At 58.4% G+C, this 16208-nt stretch carries 13 protein-coding genes and 1 riboswitch; of the genes, 9 read left to right on the top strand and 4 right to left on the bottom strand.

Going from position 1 to position 16208, the window contains the following annotated elements; genetic code table 11:
* Positions 1-94: 94 nt before the first annotated feature.
* Positions 95-1882: a lipid A export permease/ATP-binding protein MsbA gene (gene msbA / locus EAO82_RS17525; protein ID WP_096348452.1), complete on the top strand. Its 1788-nt coding sequence runs from the start codon at positions 95-97 to the stop codon at positions 1880-1882.
* Between the two features lie 46 nt (positions 1883-1928).
* Positions 1929-3350, top strand: a complete 1422-nt coding sequence (hldE, locus tag EAO82_RS17520; protein WP_096348451.1) for a bifunctional D-glycero-beta-D-manno-heptose-7-phosphate kinase/D-glycero-beta-D-manno-heptose 1-phosphate adenylyltransferase HldE — start codon at positions 1929-1931, stop codon at positions 3348-3350.
* Between the two features lie 37 nt (positions 3351-3387).
* On the opposite strand, the gene EAO82_RS17515 is transcribed toward hldE, so the two are convergent.
* From EAO82_RS17515 to EAO82_RS17505, 3 genes are read right to left on the bottom strand one after another with little or no spacing between them, the layout of a single operon-like run.
* The gene (locus EAO82_RS17515; RefSeq protein WP_096348450.1) at positions 3388-4263 is read right to left on the bottom strand and encodes a metal ABC transporter ATPase; all 876 of its coding nucleotides are present in this window, start codon (positions 4261-4263) and stop codon (positions 3388-3390) included.
* Positions 4264-4279: 16 nt separating this feature from the next.
* Entirely contained in the window at positions 4280-5080 is an 801-nt protein-coding gene (locus EAO82_RS17510; protein WP_096348449.1) for an aldo/keto reductase, read from the bottom strand.
* Positions 5077-6252 carry an FAD-dependent oxidoreductase gene (locus EAO82_RS17505; RefSeq protein ID WP_096348448.1) on the bottom strand — a complete coding sequence of 392 codons (1176 nt, stop codon included), beginning with the start codon at positions 6250-6252 and terminating at the stop codon, positions 5077-5079. The genes EAO82_RS17510 and EAO82_RS17505 overlap by 4 nt, the downstream gene beginning before the upstream one ends.
* A gap of 125 nt (positions 6253-6377) precedes the next feature.
* Here EAO82_RS17505 and waaA point away from each other — a divergent pair, with 125 nt between their 5' ends.
* Positions 6378-7637, top strand: coding sequence for a lipid IV(A) 3-deoxy-D-manno-octulosonic acid transferase (gene waaA / locus EAO82_RS17500; protein WP_096348447.1), 1260 nt, complete (start codon positions 6378-6380; stop codon positions 7635-7637).
* A gap of 121 nt (positions 7638-7758) precedes the next feature.
* Here waaA and EAO82_RS17495 read toward each other — a convergent pair whose 3' ends face one another.
* Positions 7759-9213: a TolC family outer membrane protein gene (locus EAO82_RS17495; protein ID WP_096348446.1), complete on the bottom strand. Its 1455-nt coding sequence runs from the start codon at positions 9211-9213 to the stop codon at positions 7759-7761.
* Between the two features lie 206 nt (positions 9214-9419).
* Positions 9420-9523: riboswitch (TPP riboswitch) on the top strand.
* Positions 9524-9597: 74 nt separating this feature from the next.
* On the opposite strand from EAO82_RS17495, the gene thiC reads away from it, so the two are divergent.
* From thiC to EAO82_RS17465, 6 genes are all read left to right on the top strand, one after another.
* Positions 9598-11481 (top strand): phosphomethylpyrimidine synthase ThiC, encoded by a 1884-nt coding sequence (gene thiC, locus EAO82_RS17490; protein ID WP_096348445.1) that lies wholly within the window; start codon positions 9598-9600, stop codon positions 11479-11481.
* A 90-nt stretch (positions 11482-11571) separates the two neighbouring features.
* Positions 11572-12189 (top strand): NUDIX domain-containing protein, encoded by a 618-nt coding sequence (locus EAO82_RS17485; protein WP_096348444.1) that lies wholly within the window; start codon positions 11572-11574, stop codon positions 12187-12189.
* Positions 12186-12641, top strand: a complete 456-nt coding sequence (locus EAO82_RS17480) for a DUF1249 domain-containing protein (RefSeq protein ID WP_410402960.1) — start codon at positions 12186-12188, stop codon at positions 12639-12641. The genes EAO82_RS17485 and EAO82_RS17480 overlap by 4 nt, the downstream gene beginning before the upstream one ends.
* Positions 12642-12769: 128 nt before the next feature.
* A complete protein-coding gene (gene cpdA / locus EAO82_RS17475; RefSeq protein WP_231703240.1) occupies positions 12770-13564 on the top strand; it encodes a 3',5'-cyclic-AMP phosphodiesterase in 795 nt (264 codons plus the stop codon).
* Between the two features lie 177 nt (positions 13565-13741).
* Entirely contained in the window at positions 13742-15637 is a 1896-nt protein-coding gene (gene parE / locus EAO82_RS17470) for a DNA topoisomerase IV subunit B (protein WP_096348442.1), read from the top strand.
* A gap of 34 nt (positions 15638-15671) precedes the next feature.
* A complete protein-coding gene (locus EAO82_RS17465) occupies positions 15672-16190 on the top strand; it encodes a TIGR02281 family clan AA aspartic protease (protein WP_096348441.1) in 519 nt (172 codons plus the stop codon).
* Positions 16191-16208 lie beyond the last annotated feature (18 nt).

Here is a 16208-nt window from a genome sequence, read left to right as displayed (position 1 = left end):
ACAAAACCGTAGTTTACCGCACTTGCAACAGCGGGGCTTTGATCCCGGTAGCCTGTGGTAAACTCAGGGCCCGGTTCCTTATCGTGAAGGGCATATGGCAGACGCACAGCAAGAAACCTTTTTCCAATCCAGCTTGCGAATCTATTTACGGTTGTTGGGTTACGTCAAACCCTACTGGATACCCTTTGCCATCAGTATCGTCGGATTCGTCATATTTGCCTCCAGCCAACCTGCGATGGCGTGGATGCTGAAGTATTTTGTCGACGGCCTCACCGATGGCAATAGTGGTCAGTTTCTGGGTGTGCCGCTGTTATGGGGGTTCCCTTTATTCATTGTTCTGGTCGCCGTCTATCAAGGGATTGGTTCCTTTTTAGGTAATTACTTTCTGGCCAAAGTGTCGCTGGGTATAGTCCACGATCTTCGTACGGCACTGTTCAATAATTTCCTTACCTTGCCCAATCAGTATTTCGATAACCACAATTCCGGCCATCTGGTCTCGCGGGTTACGTTCAATACTACGATGGTTACCGGCGCTGCAACGGATGCCATCAAAGTGGTTTTCCGCGAAGGAATGACGGTGATCTTCCTCTTCGCTTATCTGCTTTGGATGAACTGGAAGTTGACACTGGTGCTGATGGCTATCCTCCCGGTTATTGGCCTGATGGTTAATAGCACCAGCAAAAAGTTTCGCAAGCAAAGTAAGAAAATCCAGGCAGCGATGGGGGATGTGACGCATGTAACTTCTGAAACCATCACCGGCTACCGCGTGGTGCGCAGTTTCGGCGGCGAGAGCTATGAGACGGAGCGTTTTGACAAGGCCAGTGAAGCCAACCGAGAGCGCGGGTTGAAGATGACCCGCACAGGTGCGGTGTTTACCCCTACGCTGCAACTGGTGACATATGGTGCGATGGCTTTCGTCATGTTTCTGGTGCTGTATTTGCGCGGCGATGCTACAGCGGGTGATCTGGTGTCCTATATCACTGCAGCGGGTCTGTTGCCGAAACCGGTACGTCAGTTATCTGAAGTCAGCGCCAACATACAGAAAGGTATTGCTGCGGCGGAAAGCATCTTCGAGCAGCTGGACGAGGAGCCGGAAACCGATACAGGCACGGTTGAGTTGGAGCGAGTGAGCGGCCGCATTGAGGTTAGAAACCTCAAGTTCAGTTACCCCAATACCGACAAGTTGGTGCTTGACGATATCAGCTTCACTATCGAGCCTGGCCAGATGGTCGCGCTGGTGGGGCGATCAGGAAGTGGCAAGTCCACGCTTGCCAGCCTGATTCCGCGGTTCTATCAGCACACCGAGGGCGAAATTCTGATCGACGGTGTGGAAGTGGCGGACTATAAGTTGCGCAACCTGCGTCGGCATATCGCCCTGGTGACTCAGCATGTGACGCTTTTCAATGACACCGTCGCCAATAACATCGCTTACGGTGATCTGGCTGATGCGCCCAGGGACGCTATCATCGAGGCAATCGAGAAAGCCTATGCCAAGGAGTTCATCGACAAGCTGCCTGAAGGGTTGGAGACTCTGGTCGGTGAGAACGGTGTGCTGCTCTCCGGTGGCCAGCGCCAGCGTCTGGCGATCGCCCGGGCGCTGTTGAAGAATGCGCCGCTGCTGATTCTGGACGAGGCCACTTCGGCGCTGGATACTGAGTCCGAGCGGCATATCCAGGCAGCTCTGGACAAGGTGATGGAGGGACGCACGACACTAGTCATTGCCCACCGACTTTCGACCATCGAGAAAGCCGACATTATCATGGTTATGGATCAGGGCAAGATAGTCGAGCGTGGCAACCATGCCGAGTTGATCGCACAGAACGGTTATTACGCCCGCTTGCACAGTATGCAGTTTCAGGACGAAGCCACAGCCGAATCATGAGACTGCTGCCTCTGAATAGCCGAACGAATATAGGTATACAAGACATATGAAATTGACCATGCCCCGTTTTGATTCCGCCCCGGTTCTAGTGGTCGGCGATGTCATGCTTGACCGTTACTGGCATGGGCCAACTCACCGCATATCCCCGGAAGCGCCAGTGCCGGTGGTCAAGGTGGAACAGATTGAGGACCGGCCCGGTGGGGCGGGTAACGTCGCGTTAAATATCGCGGCCCTCGGCGCACCGGCTTGGCTGGTGGGCGTCACCGGGGACGACGAAGCTGGGTTAAGCCTTAAACAACGCCTTAACGCTGCCGGCGTTTATTGCGCTTTTCAGGCGCATCCGGGCAAGACCACGATTACCAAATTGCGGGTTATGAGTCGTCACCAGCAGTTGATTCGCCTGGATTTTGAAGAACCGTTCAAGACTGACGGCGACGCGCTATTGGAGTCTGTTCGCGGGTTGCTGGGTGGGGTCAAGGTGATGATTTTGTCGGACTACGGCAAAGGTGCTCTGGTGAACCATCAGGCGCTGATCGCGTTGGGGCGTGAACACGGCATCCCGGTTCTGGCCGACCCCAAGGGCAAGGATTTCAGTATTTATCGCGGTGCGACGCTGATTACGCCCAACCTGTCGGAATTCGAAGCGGTAGTCGGGCATTGTTCCAGCGAACAGATGTTGGTTGACAAGGGCATGGCGCTGATTGAGGAGCTGGACCTTGAGGCGATGCTGGTTACGCGCAGCGAACAGGGCATGACGTTGCTGCGGCGGGGTGAAGCGGCAATGCATCTGCCTGCGCGCGCGCGCGAGGTGTTTGATGTTACCGGCGCGGGCGACACGGTGATTTCCACGCTGGCTACTGCGCTGGCCGCGGGCGAGAGCCTGCCTCATGCTGTCGGCTTGTCTACGCTGGCGGCGGGCATCGTGATCGGCAAGTTGGGGACCGCTGCGGTCAGTGCGCCGGAGCTGCGCCGGGCAGTTCAGCGCGAGCAGGGCAGCGAGCGAGGTGTGTTGGGGATGGAGCAGTTATTGCAGGCGGTCGAGGATGCGCGTGCGCACGGTGAGCGCATTGTGTTCACTAACGGTTGTTTCGATATCATCCACGCCGGGCATGTAGGTTATCTGGAAGAAGCGCGCAGTCTGGGTGATAGGCTGATTGTGGCGATCAACGATGATGCCTCGGTAAGTCGCTTGAAAGGCCCTGGGCGTCCGATCAACAGCGTGGAGCGGCGCATGGCGGTGCTCGCCGGACTTGGCGCGGTGGACTGGGTCATCAGTTTTGCTGAAGATACGCCGGAGAAGCTCTTGGCTGAAGTCAAGCCGGATGTATTGGTCAAGGGCGGTGATTACAGCGTGGACCAGGTCGTAGGCGCGCCCATTGTGCAGGCCTACGGTGGCGAAGTGAAAGTGCTGAACTTCGTGGAAAGCTGTTCTACCACAGCCATCGTCGAGAAAATTCGCCAGCGTTGAGGCTGCCTTGCTCAATCAGTTGGGGGTTACCGCCTCTCTAGAGGCGGGTAAGCCCTTCGGGCCATTTGCTGCGTGGCTCTTCAATTACCCAACCCGTTTGCGGTGCCAGCGCTTCGCTCAGCCAGATGTTCTTTGGCCTGCGTGGCACCAGCTCACCCTGTTCCAGGCTGAACAGTTTGCCGGTCGCCGCACCATCGCGCATCTCTGCCAGGAAGATTTCCGGGCGCTGATAGTTCATCTCAACCAGCAACTGATTTTTCTCGGTATCCATATGCTCGTCGGCATGCAGCATGGTCAATCCCGGGCAGTTGTCCGGCAGCTGCAGCTGCATGGAATACACCAGTTGCAGAGAGTTGGTGGGCAGGTGCACATAGGCGCGAGGGCGCTCGATCAAATGCAGCTCCCGGCACAGGACTGGATGCGCTGCAGCATGATGCGAGGTCAATTGGTAGGAGTGTCGTTTGCTCAATGGCAGGCTGGCAGAGTAGGGCGTGGGCAGCCAGGTTTCCATATAGCGGCCCTGAAGCCATCCTCGATTGCTCTCCAGTAATAACTCCTCGGCAATTTCAGTCATGACCGTCAACAGCGGCACACGCAGCTCGTGCGCTGGTACGTAACCGGAAATCAACTTGAGTACGTTGTCTTCCTGCTCAGTGCGGTCCTGGCGGATCAGCACGCGAAAATCGCGCTCTTGCCAGGTCAGGCTCAAGTCTACCGACACACCCATATTGGCGACAGTCAGCTCGAAGGACTCGGGGTCGTCGACTGAAACGGGCTGGCGCAGGTCCTGCATCTCTGCGAATCCCAAGGGGTTGCCCACCGGTGTGTAGCACAGGACCTCAGGGCTGGCCTTTACGTGAATGGCCTGGGTTTTGAAAATGACCGGATTGACTCGGGCAATGATGCGCGACATGCACTTCCCTCTTGTTTTATAAGCTATCCAGCACCTTGAGGGCGCTGATGACATTCTGTTGGAGATGCCGGGGGTTGATAGTGCCGATAATGGCGGAGGCCACCGCAGGATGGGCGAAGACCAGCTCCAGGCTCTTTTTCGCCGGGTCCTCACCCTGAAGGCAAAGGTGCCCGCTGGCAAGGGCTTTTTTAATCAGAATGCCCTTGTTGTGTGACAGGGCGAAGTCCAGCACCGAACGCTCGCCCTGTTCCGCCAGGTTGTACGTCACCATTGCACAATCGCCTGCTTCCAACGCGGCAATACCGCCCTCTACCGTCTTGCCGGAGAAGCCGAAGGCGCGAATCAGGCCTTCACGTTTGAGCTGCTCCAGCGCAGGGTAGGCTTCGCCATTGAGTACTTGCAGGTCGTTACCATCCGAATGCACCAGCACCAGATCAAGATAATCCGTATTGAGTCTGCGCAGTGAGCGCTCTACCGAGAGACGGGTATGTGCGGCGCTGAAATTGAAATGCGACTGGCCCTGCTCGAATTCCTCGCCCACCTTGCTGCAGATGACCCAGTTTTGCCGCTGACCGGCCAGTAGCGTGCCGAGCCGCTCCTCACTGGTGCCGTAGGCGGGTGCGGTGTCGATCAGGTTGATGCCCAGGTCATGCGCCAGTGCGAGCAGCTCGAGCGCTTGCCGATCGTCCGGCAACTCGAACTGCTGTGGATATTTCACCCCGGTATTGCGCCCGAATTTGACCGTGCCCAGGCCCAGCGGTGACACCGTGAGACCGCTGCTGCCGAGCGGCCGGTGATGGGCGTGAAGGCTATTCATGGGAAGCAGATATCCCATACCGGCAGTGCGATTGAGGGTCTGGGTAGCGCACTGTAGTCATCATCAAAGGTGGGTTGGATGCCTTGCTGCTGAAGCACAGCGATGGCCTGGTCACTCAGGTCTGGAGCCAAAGCCAGTTTTGTCGGCCAGGTGACCAGCACGTTCTGCACCGCCTGCAGATACGCGGTATCCGGCCGGGCTGCGCCGCTTTGCGCCGGCTCTGCGCGATTTACGGGCAGCGTTGTCCACTGACAGTGCTGCAGGTCGACCCAGGGCAGCAACTCGCTCAGCTCCCGGCGCGCGCGCGCCACGAGAGCGTCCGGGGTAAGGTTGACGCCCTGTTCGGCCAATTCGCCGCCCAGGTACCAGCACCACTGGCCGTCGGCGCAGGGGTGAGTAGTGATGGTCATGCGCGGTTTTGGGCTGCTACCCAGGCAGTGCGCATACAAGGGAGGCAGGTTGGCGCCCTTGACCAGCACCATCTGCAACGGGCGGCGCTGCATGGCCGGTTGGCTAACGCCCCAATCCTGTAACAACCCTTCGTTTCCTTCGCCCGCAGTGAGTATGTAACGCTGCGCTTTGATTCTCCTGCCATTGAGGCGAATGCATTCGATACTGCCGTCTTCGCGGCGCTCGACATGCGGAGCGCTGTCCGCTATCAGACTGTCGCCCGCCAGCTCGCTGAGACGTCTGACGACATCTGGCACATCCATAACCAGTTCGGCCAGGCGGTAGACCTTGCCCTTGAAAGCCGGGTTGGCGAAGACTTCAGGCAAGTCCTTGCCCTTAACCGCGTCCACCCGACCACGCAGCGCCTTGCTGGCGAAAAAGCCGGCGAGATTGCTGATCAGGCTGCCCGGCGACCAGAGATAATGATGCTCGGATAACAGGCGGGCGCCGCGCAGGTCCAACTCGCCTTCGCCTTGCAGACAAGCACGCCAGCGGCCGGGCATAGCGGAAATCGCTTCCGCTGCCTGAGTCAGTTTGCCGTGCAGCGCATACTTGGTGCCGCCGTGAATGATGCCCTGCGACTTGCCACTTTGGCCGCCACCCAACGCGCCGCGCTCGACCAACAGGGTACTGTAGCCCATGCCGCGCAGGCGGGCATTGAGCCACAGGCCGGCGATACCGCCGCCGAGGATACAGATATCGGTTTCCAGAGTTGTGCTCATAAGCTCCGATGCTTTTGCAGAAAGAGCCCTAGTATAGACACTGCCGGTGCTCGCGGTCACATCTGCTACTATGAGTCGCACCCAAAGGGGGTGTCCTGTTGTTGATCGTTTCCCGAGGAACTCTCATGTCACGTACGCTCTACAGCCTCATCTTTATCCTGTGCATGCCGCTGGTGTTGTTGCGTCTGTTGTATCGTGCCCGCAAGGCGCCAGCCTATGCACGGCGTTGGCATGAACGATTTGCTTTCGGCGGTGACCTGCGCCCAGGTGGCATCTGGATTCACGCCGTATCGGTGGGCGAGGCGATCGCTTCGGCACCGCTGGTGCGGCAGTTGATGCAGCGCTACCCGGAGTTGCCGATCACCATCAGCTGCATGACACCCACAGGTTCGGAGCAAATCCGCAAACTGTTTGATGACAAGGTCGGGCACGCCTATCTGCCTTATGACCTGCCTGGCTTGCAGCGGCGCTTTGTCAGCCGCTTGCAGCCGCGTATCGGTATTATCATGGAAACCGAACTCTGGCCAAACCTGGTGCATGAAGCCAAAGCGGCAGGTGTGCCCATGGTGCTGGCCAATGCTCGGCTCTCGGAGCGCTCGGCGAGGGGCTACCGGCGCATCAGTTGGCTGGTCGAGCCGATGTTTGCAGCACTCGACTGGGTGGCAGTACAGACGCAGGCCGAGGCGCTGCGTTTCAAGCGCCTGGGGGTCAAAGAAGATTCGATGCTCATCACCGGCAGCATCAAGTTTGATCTGCAGCCTGACCCCCTTGCTCGCGAGCAGGCAGTGCAGTTACGCAGCAGCTGGGGCGAACGACCGGTCTGGATCGCAGCCAGCACCCATGCCGGCGAAGATGAACAGGTGCTGGCGGCACATAAACAGGTGCTGGTCTCTGTGCCAGAGGCCTTGTTGATCTTGGTGCCGCGGCATCCAGAGCGTTTCAACAGCGCGGCTGAATTGGTCGAAGCGGCGGGCATGCCTGTGGTGCGCCGTAGCTCAGGAGCGATTGCTGCGCACACCGATCAGGTATTTCTAGGCGACAGCATGGGCGAGTTGATGATGCTCTACAGCTGTGCCGATGTCGCTTTTGTTGGCGGCTCTCTGGTAGCCAATGGAGGGCATAATTATCTTGAACCGGCTGCGCTGGGATTGCCGATCATCTCGGGCCCGCACCGCTATAATTTCGCCGAGATCAGTGAGCTGCTTGAGGGTGCCGGCGCGCTGCGTCAGGTGCGCGACGCCAAAACCCTGGCTGCTGCGGTAGTCAAATGGTTGGAGCAACCAGTCGAAGCGCGTCGCGCTGGTACTGCCGGGCAAACGGTGGTGCAGAACAATCAGGGTGCGCTTGAACGTCTGCTGCACGGCATTGCGCAGCAGCTCAAATGAACGCTGACCATGCTGGAGCCTTTCATGCCGGAACCCTTCATGCCAGAAACATCAAACTGCAGATAAAAAAACACCGGGCATGCCCGGTGTTTTGGGTGGCGCAATCGTTAAACTAAATTGCTTAGAATGAGCTGCGCATGCGTGTTTCTTCCTGCCCCGGGGCTGATTGGCGACCCAGGGACATGCGTTGCGCTTCCTCTTCAGTAAAGGGCGGTATGAAGTCGCGGTCCGGGTCGTAATCCGGGTTCAGCCAGCGTGACAAGTCAACCAGATCTTCCGGGCTCAGCGTGCCGGCCGCCTGCTTGAGGCTTAGGTTGTCGATGATGTAGTTATAGCGCACGGTATTGTAATCACGTACCGCGCGGAACAAGTTGCGCTGCGCTTCCAGCACATCGACGACATTCCGGGTGCCTACTTCGTAGCCGGTCTGGGTGGCGTCCAAGGCGGCCTTGCTGGAGATGATCGCTTGGCGGCGGGCTTCAACTTCTTCCACGCTCGATGTGACGGTGCGGTACAGGTTGCGAGTGCTTTCGACCACCCGCCGCAGCTGCGCTTCACTATTTCGCTCGGCCTGAGTTAGCCGATAACCTGATTCGCGAACACCTGAACTGGTGGCACCACCAGTGTAGAGCGGCATGGTCAGCTCGACGCCAAAGCTGGTGAGTTCGGTGTCGCCATTGCCCTGTTGTCCAACGCCAACCCCGGCTCCCTGGTTGCCAAATTCGGCGCCACCACCACTGTTGTTGTAGCGCACAAAGGCATCAACAGAAGGGGCGTAGGCTGAACGGCTGCTGCGCAGCGTATCCGACGCACTGGTGATAGCGTAACGCGTAGCTTGCAGGTTCAGGTTCTGGGCTGCAGCAGTATCCACCCATTGCTGCAGATTGCTCGGCATCGGCGGCAGAATCGGCAAATCATGACTCATGCCCATCAGCTCTTGATAGTCGCTATCGGTCAGGCGGGTCAGCGCCTGGTAACTGACGTCCAGATTGGTTTTTGCCGTCAGCCGGGCCGCACGCGCGCTGTCATAACCGGCCAACGCTTCCAGAACATCGGTGCGTGCTGAAAGACCTACGTCAAAGCGCTCACGCGCCTGATCCAGTTGGCGTTCGAAGGCATCTTCTTCGGCCCGGGCAGTTGCCAGATTGTCAGACGCTCGCAGTACGTTGAAATAGGCTTCGGCCACTTCCAGGATCAGCGCTTGCTGGGTCGCGGAAAACTCCAGTTGCGCCTGCTTGCTCAGCGATTTGGCTGCCTGATAATTGAACCAGCGGTCGGCGCGAAAGAGTGGCTGGGTCAGGCTGGCCTGGTAGTAGTCAGTGGTGTAGGTGTCGTTTCCGGCGCCATCCACGTCGATCTCTTCACGTGCCACGCCAGCACCCAGACCGATATTGGGCAGCAGCAGTGCGCGAGTCTGGGGCAGTACTTCCTGACGGGCGAGCGCATCGGCTTCGGCGGCGGCCAGGTCAGCGCTGTTGGCCAGTGCTTCCTGGTAGACGGTGAGAAGATCGGTCTTGGCCATGGCGTGGCTGGACAAGCCGGCCAGTAAAACGGCGACAAACAGGGGGCGCAGCATGCAGTAATCCTTCGCATGAATGGAATAATCAGCCAAGGCTAAGGACAAGCAAGCTGGCGGTCAAGCAATGCTTGGGGTCAGCAGGGGAACAAAGTGTTTCATCTGGCTGTCGCCGCGTTGCCAGAACCTTGGGGCCCGGTTGCAGAGGCGTCGCGAGATGTCTGGAACATACTTGCGACGCGGCTTGTGGAGCATTAAGCTGACTGCTCATCTTGACGGGGTGCCCGCGGCGTTGTTGCCAGAGGCTGAGATAATACCCGTTGAACCTGAACCGGTTAGTACCGGCGTAGGAATCGAGATAAGCACTCGCTGAAGTCCAGCTCGTGGTCAGTGTGGTATGCCGTTTCGGTTCCCTGCGAACTTACCCGCAGTGGAGCAACATTCATGAACAGCCGTTTACCCGATAGAGCAATTGCTTCCTCCGGCGCTGACAGCGCCGCCACCCAGCCTTTTCCCGGCTCACGCAAAATCTATGTGACAGGTTCCCGGCCTGACATTCGTGTACCCATGCGTGAGATAAGTCTGGCGGATACGCCGACCGATATGGGCGGCGAACAGAACGCCCCGGTGCTGGTTTACGATACCTCCGGCGCCTATTCCGACCCCCAGGCCCGGATTGATCTGCGAGCGGGTTTGCCGGACGTACGCGGTGCCTGGACCGATGAGCGTGGCGATACGGAAAAGCTCCCGGGCCTGACCTCTGAATTCGGCAGCGCGCGTCTGGCAGATCCGGCGCTTGATCATATGCGCTTCGCGCACGTGCGCAATCCGCGCCGTGCGCTGGCCGGGCGCAATGTCAGCCAGATGCATTACGCTCGCCAGGGCATTATTACGCCTGAGATGGAGTTCATCGCGATTCGCGAGAATATGCAGCTGCAGGCAGCACGCGATGCCGGACTGACCAAAATGCAGCATGCCGGTCATAGCTTCGGTGCCAGTATTCCCAAGCAGATTACCGCTGAGTTCGTGCGCGATGAAGTCGCCCGGGGTCGGGCGATCATTCCGGCCAATATCAACCACCCGGAGCTGGAGCCGATGATCATCGGTCGCAATTTCCTGGTGAAGATCAACGGCAATATCGGGAACTCCGCACTGGGTTCTTCCATTGAGGAAGAGGTGGAGAAGATGACCTGGGGTATTCGCTGGGGCTCGGACACGGTGATGGACCTGTCCACCGGCAAGAATATTCATGAAACACGGGAATGGATCATTCGCAACTCGCCGGTGCCAATCGGCACGGTGCCGATCTATCAGGCGCTGGAAAAGGTCGATGGCGTGGCCGAGAACCTGAGCTGGGAAATCTTCCGCGACACCTTGATTGAGCAGGCCGAGCAGGGCGTGGACTACTTCACCATTCACGCGGGGGTGTTGCTGCGCTATGTGCCGATGACCGCCAAGCGGGTGACCGGCATTGTTTCGCGGGGCGGCTCGATCATGGCGAAATGGTGCCTGGCGCATCATCAGGAAAACTTTCTTTACACGCATTTTGAAGATATCTGCGAAATCATGAAGGCTTACGACGTGTCCTTCTCGCTAGGCGACGGTCTGCGTCCAGGTTCTATTGCTGATGCCAACGACGAAGCGCAGTTTGGCGAACTCGAAACCTTAGGCGAGTTGACCAAGTTGGCCTGGAAGCACGATGTGCAATGCATGATCGAGGGACCTGGGCATGTGCCCATGCAACTGATCAAGGAGAACATGGACAAGCAGCTGGAGTGCTGCGATGAAGCGCCGTTCTATACGCTAGGGCCGCTGACTACGGATATTGCGCCGGGCTATGATCACATCACCTCGGGTATCGGTGCGGCAATGATCGGCTGGTTCGGCTGCGCGATGCTTTGTTACGTCACGCCCAAGGAGCATCTGGGGCTGCCCAATCGGGATGACGTCAAGACCGGCATCATTACCTACAAGATTGCTGCCCATGCCGCCGATCTGGCAAAGGGGCATCCTGGCGCGCAGATCCGTGATAATGCGCTGAGCAAGGCGCGCTTCGAGTTTCGCTGGGAGGACCAATTCAATCTCGGGCTGGACCCGGACACCGCGCGCTCCTTTCATGATGAGACCCTGCCGAAGGATTCGGCCAAGGTCGCGCACTTCTGTTCCATGTGCGGGCCCAAGTTCTGCTCGATGAAGATTACCCAGGAAGTCCGTGATTACGCGGCGGCACAACGTATTGACGCAGTGGACGTTGCGGTCGAGGAGGGTATGCAGGCCAAGTCCAGGGAATTCCGCTCATCCGGCTCGCAGTTGTATCAAAAGGTCTGAAGTCTTGCCGTGGCCCTGGCAGGTGTGCGAGTTTAATAGCTGTATTCAATTCCAGTAAGCAAACTCGGCCATCTGTGAGGGCAGCACGATTTGAGCATTTTTTCCCGTAACGACGTTGAAATCATCCGCCGGGAGCCTGGATTCAAGGGCTTTTACCGGCTTGATGTGCTGACGTTGCGTCATCGGTTGTTCAACGGCGGTTGGGGGCCAGAGCTGCGGCGCGAGTTATTTGTCCGCCCGGATGCGGTCTGCGTTCTGCCTTATGATCCTTGGGAAGATCAGGTCGTGTTGATTGAACAGATACGCATTGGCGCGCTGGAGAAAAGTGACCGGCCCTGGTTGCTGGAATTGGTAGCCGGGCTGATTGACAAGGATGAGTCGCCTGAGGAGGTGGCTCATCGAGAAGCGCAGGAAGAGGCGGGTTTGACGCTGCGGGAGCTGTTACCCATTACACGCTACTTCCCTTCCCCTGGCGGCAGTGACGAACAAGTGCATCTGTATTGTGCGCTGGTTGATAGCCGAGGGGCCGGAGGAATACATGGGCTGTTGGAAGAAGGCGAGGATATTCGCGTCAGCTGCTGGTCGCGGCTTGATGCGATCGACGCCATGCAGCAGGGTTTGATCGATAATGCGGCCAGCATTATTGCGCTGCAGTGGCTGACGATGAATGCCGAGCGCTTGCAGGCTCAAGCCGGGGCGCAGTCATGATCGCCCAACGCAAGCCGCGCTATCGAGTTGATCTGATCGGTCTGCAAACCGTCTGTGAAACCAATTATTGGCGATTGTTGAAGTTGATGCCGGGTATGCACGATCACAGTGAGCATCGTTTGCATGTCGAGGCCCAGGATGGCCAGCAGCAGGTCTTGCAAATGAGGGTGTTGGAGCGTTGTCGCTACACCTCAACCCTGCAGCTGATTCATCAGCGTGAACATGAGTGGATGTCCCCACCGAGCATGGAAGTACGCCTGTACCATGACGCCGGCATGGCAGAAGTGGTCGCCGCGTATAATCGCCGGCGTTTTCGCGGCGTGTACCCCTACCCCAATGAGCAGATGCTCCAGCCGGACGAAAAGTTTCAGCTCAATCAGTTTCTTGGCGAGTGGCTGGGCTATTGCCAGCGGTATGGTCAGAGTGCTCATCCTGTTATTATCCAGCGCTGAAATAGCCGAGCACGATATTGGCGTGCGTCAGCTGTGATGCAGTCGCTGGATTCTCTGCAATCCAGTTGCGATTATAGATCTTGAACAAAGTGGCCAGGAGCAGGCGATCGATGGCGTCACCGCTAACAATGCAAGCAGATCACGTCTGCGTCGTGCAACTGACAGACAGCCATCTTTATGCCGATCCCGATGCCGACTTGCTGGGGCTGGATACACACGCCAGCTTGCAGGCAGTGATTGACCTGGTGCTGGACGAGGTGCCGAGCATGGATCTGGTACTGGCCACGGGTGATATCGCTCAGGATGGCAGCGCGGCAGCCTATCAGCGATTTTCGCATGCCATGCAGCGCTTGCCGGCTCCATGCCATTGGATCGCCGGCAATCACGACAACGCCGAGCTGATGCAGCAGCTGGGCGAGGCATCGGGTTTCAGTTGCGAGTGGGTTGACCTGGGGAATTGGCGCATCGTGTTGTTGAATTCCAACATCCCCGGCGCGGTGGCGGGCCATCTGGCCGCGGCGGAACTGGCTGTCCTTGATCGGGCTTTGGCAGGGGCGGGTGAGCGGTTTGTCATGGTGTGTCTGCATCATCATCCAGTGCCCATTGGCTGCGGCTGGATGGATCCGCTGGGCTTGCTGAATGCACCTGAGCTACTTAACAGGCTGGAGGTTGATGCAAGGATCAGGCTGGTGCTCTGGGGGCATATTCATCAGCACTTCGACCAACAACTTGGCCATGTGCGAATGCTGGCTTCGCCCTCAACCTGCGTCCAGTTCGCCGCGCACAGTGAAAATTTTGCTACCGATGAACGGGCGCCGGGCTACCGCTGGTTGCGTTTGTTCGATGATGGGCAGGTTGAAACCGCTGTATCTCGGCTTGCCGAGGGCCGTTTCCTGCCTGACCCCGGTGCGACCGGGTACTGATCTGCTGCGCATGGGCATTGGCACGGCCGGGGCAAGGCAGATACTATTCAGCGCAGTCGGTCAGCACAGTCGGTCGGTGCCGCCAGCCAACATTCAAGCGCCTCCACGCTGACCGCTGCTGTAAGCTAGGACCGACATACCCCTGCACCCCCGGAATCAAGGAAAACCAGACAGCTTATGTCCCAATCGACTTATAACGCCGATGCACTGGAAGTCCTCAGTGGTCTGGATCCGGTGCGCCGCCGCCCGGGCATGTACACCGACACTACGCGCCCCAATCACCTGGCGCAGGAAGTTATCGACAACAGCGTCGATGAGGCGCTGGCCGGGCATGCACGCTGCATTTCGGTCATTTTGCATCAGGACAATGCGTTGGAGGTCTCCGACGACGGCCGGGGTATGCCGGTCGACATGCATGCCGAAGAGGGCGTATCCGGGGTTGAACTGATCTTCACCCGGCTGCACGCCGGCGGCAAATTTTCCAGCAAGAACTATATGTTTTCCGGCGGGCTGCACGGCGTGGGTATTTCGGTGGTCAATGCGCTGTCTTTGCGGGTCAATGTGCGCGTGCGCCGCGACGGCCAGGAATATGCGATGGCCTTCGAGCACGGGGAAAAAGTCAGCGAGCTGGAAGTGGTTGGCACGGTGGGTAAGCGTAATACCGGTACTACCGTGACCTTTTGGCCAGACTCCAGCTATTTCGACTCGCCCAAATTCAGCATCAGCCGTCTGAAACACCTGCTCAAGGCCAAGGCGGTTTTGTGTCCGGGCCTGAAGGTGGAATTTGATGACCGCCAGTCCGGAGAACAGCACACCTGGCTCTATGAAGACGGCCTGCGCGACTACCTGATGGACGCCTGCGCCGAATGGCCCAAGCTGCCGGAAGAGCCCTTTACTGGCGCACTCAAGGCGCGCCAGGAAACTGTGGACTGGGCCGTCCTCTGGTTACCCGAAGGCGGCGATCTGATTCAGGAGAGCTATGTCAACCTGATCCCCACTGCCCAGGGCGGTACCCACGTCAACGGTCTGCGCGCCGGGTTGCTTGAGGCGATCCGGGAGTTCTGCGAGTTTCGCAATCTGTTACCGCGCGGCGTCAAGCTGGCGCCGGAGGACGTCTGGGAGCGCGTCAGTTACGTGCTCTCGCTGAAAATGGCCGAAGCGCAGTTCTCCGGGCAGACCAAGGAGCGGCTTTCTTCCCGTGAATCCGCTGCGTTTGTTTCCGGTGTGGTCAAGGATGCTTTCAGTCTGTGGCTGAATCAGCATGCCGAAATCGGCCTGCAGATTGCCGAGTTGGCGATCAATCATGCCGGTCGGCGTCTCAAGGCCGGCAAGAAAATCGAGCGCAAGCGCATCACTCAAGGCCCGGCGCTGCCGGGCAAATTGGCCGATTGCGCTGGGCAGGACAGCCGCCGCTCCGAGCTGTTTCTGGTCGAGGGTGATTCGGCTGGCGGCAGCGCCAAGCAGGCGCGCGACAAGGAATTTCAGGCGGTCATGCCGCTGCGCGGCAAGATCCTGAATACCTGGGAGGTCGACTCCGGCGAAGTGCTGGGCTCGCAGGAAGTACACGACATCGCCGTAGCCATTGGCGTCGATCCAGGCTCGCCGGATCTGCTGCAACTGCGTTATGGCAAGATCTGCATTCTGGCAGACGCCGACTCTGACGGCCTGCACATTGCCACCTTGCTTTGCGCGTTGTTTGTGAAGCACTTTCAACCACTGGTAGCCGCAGGGCATGTGTTTGTAGCAATGCCGCCGCTCTACCGGATCGATGTGGGCAAGGAGTTGTTTTACGCGCTGGATGATGCCGAGAAGCAGGGCATCCTCGATCGCATCGAAGCCGAAGGCAAGCGCGGCAAGATCCAGGTGACCCGCTTTAAAGGGCTGGGTGAGATGAACCCGCTGCAGCTGCGTGAAACCACCATGGCGCCGGATACCCGCCGGCTGGTGCAACTGACCATCGACGATATGCCAGGTACCGAAGCTCTGATGGACATGTTGCTGGCGAAGAAGCGCGCACCTGACCGCAAAGCCTGGTTGGAAAGCAAGGGCGACCTGGCCGAGGTACTGCTCTGATTACAGATCTGCTGCGCCATTCCAAGGAAACCGCATGAGCGAGTCGCCATCCACCCAGCGCATGGGTAAAGTGATGATGATCCTGGCCTGGGTGATCGGGTTGCTGCTCGCTGTGCAGTGGTTTTCCGGCTTAGAGGAACGCAAACGCAATCCCAATCAGGCCCCGGAATCAATGATGTCCGGCGATGCAATTGAGGTACGGCTGCTGGCTAACCGGCAGGGGCATTATTTGCTTAACGGCCAGATCAATGGCCAGGAAGTAACCTTTCTGCTGGATACGGGCGCCAGCTTCGTCGCTATTCCGGCAGCAGTGGCGCAACGGCTGCAGTTGCCGCAGGGTAGGCGCTTTCAGGTCAGCACCGCCAATGGCACAGCGGACAGTTATGCCACCACGATAGATCAGCTGGATCTGGGCGATATTCACCTGCGGGATATAGACGCAGGCATTGTGCCAGGCATGGGTGGCGACGATATTTTGCTGGGCATGAGTGCCCTGCAGCAACTGGAATTCAGTCAGCAGGGCGGTGAGCTGATCTTGCGGCAGTATCCCTGAACAAATCACCCTGACAGA

It is taken from the genome of Halopseudomonas pelagia (genome assembly GCF_009497895.1).
Classification (GTDB): domain Bacteria; phylum Pseudomonadota; class Gammaproteobacteria; order Pseudomonadales; family Pseudomonadaceae; genus Halopseudomonas; species Halopseudomonas pelagia_A.
This window is presented reverse-complemented; position numbering and strand designations above follow the sequence as displayed.

Coding starts and splice junctions, on each gene's coding strand:
- msbA (WP_096348452.1), top strand. CDS start 95: ATGGCAGACGCACAGCAAGAAACCTTTTTCCAATCCAGCTTGCGAATC.
- hldE (WP_096348451.1), top strand. CDS start 1,929: ATGAAATTGACCATGCCCCGTTTTGATTCCGCCCCGGTTCTAGTGGTC.
- EAO82_RS17515 (WP_096348450.1), bottom strand. CDS start 4,263: ATGTCGCGCATCATTGCCCGAGTCAATCCGGTCATTTTCAAAACCCAG.
- EAO82_RS17510 (WP_096348449.1), bottom strand. CDS start 5,080: ATGAATAGCCTTCACGCCCATCACCGGCCGCTCGGCAGCAGCGGTCTC.
- EAO82_RS17505 (WP_096348448.1), bottom strand. CDS start 6,252: ATGAGCACAACTCTGGAAACCGATATCTGTATCCTCGGCGGCGGTATC.
- waaA (WP_096348447.1), top strand. CDS start 6,378: ATGTCACGTACGCTCTACAGCCTCATCTTTATCCTGTGCATGCCGCTG.
- EAO82_RS17495 (WP_096348446.1), bottom strand. CDS start 9,213: ATGCTGCGCCCCCTGTTTGTCGCCGTTTTACTGGCCGGCTTGTCCAGC.
- thiC (WP_096348445.1), top strand. CDS start 9,598: ATGAACAGCCGTTTACCCGATAGAGCAATTGCTTCCTCCGGCGCTGAC.
- EAO82_RS17480 (WP_410402960.1), top strand. CDS start 12,186: ATGATCGCCCAACGCAAGCCGCGCTATCGAGTTGATCTGATCGGTCTG.
- cpdA (WP_231703240.1), top strand. CDS start 12,770: ATGCAAGCAGATCACGTCTGCGTCGTGCAACTGACAGACAGCCATCTT.
- parE (WP_096348442.1), top strand. CDS start 13,742: ATGTCCCAATCGACTTATAACGCCGATGCACTGGAAGTCCTCAGTGGT.
- EAO82_RS17465 (WP_096348441.1), top strand. CDS start 15,672: ATGAGCGAGTCGCCATCCACCCAGCGCATGGGTAAAGTGATGATGATC.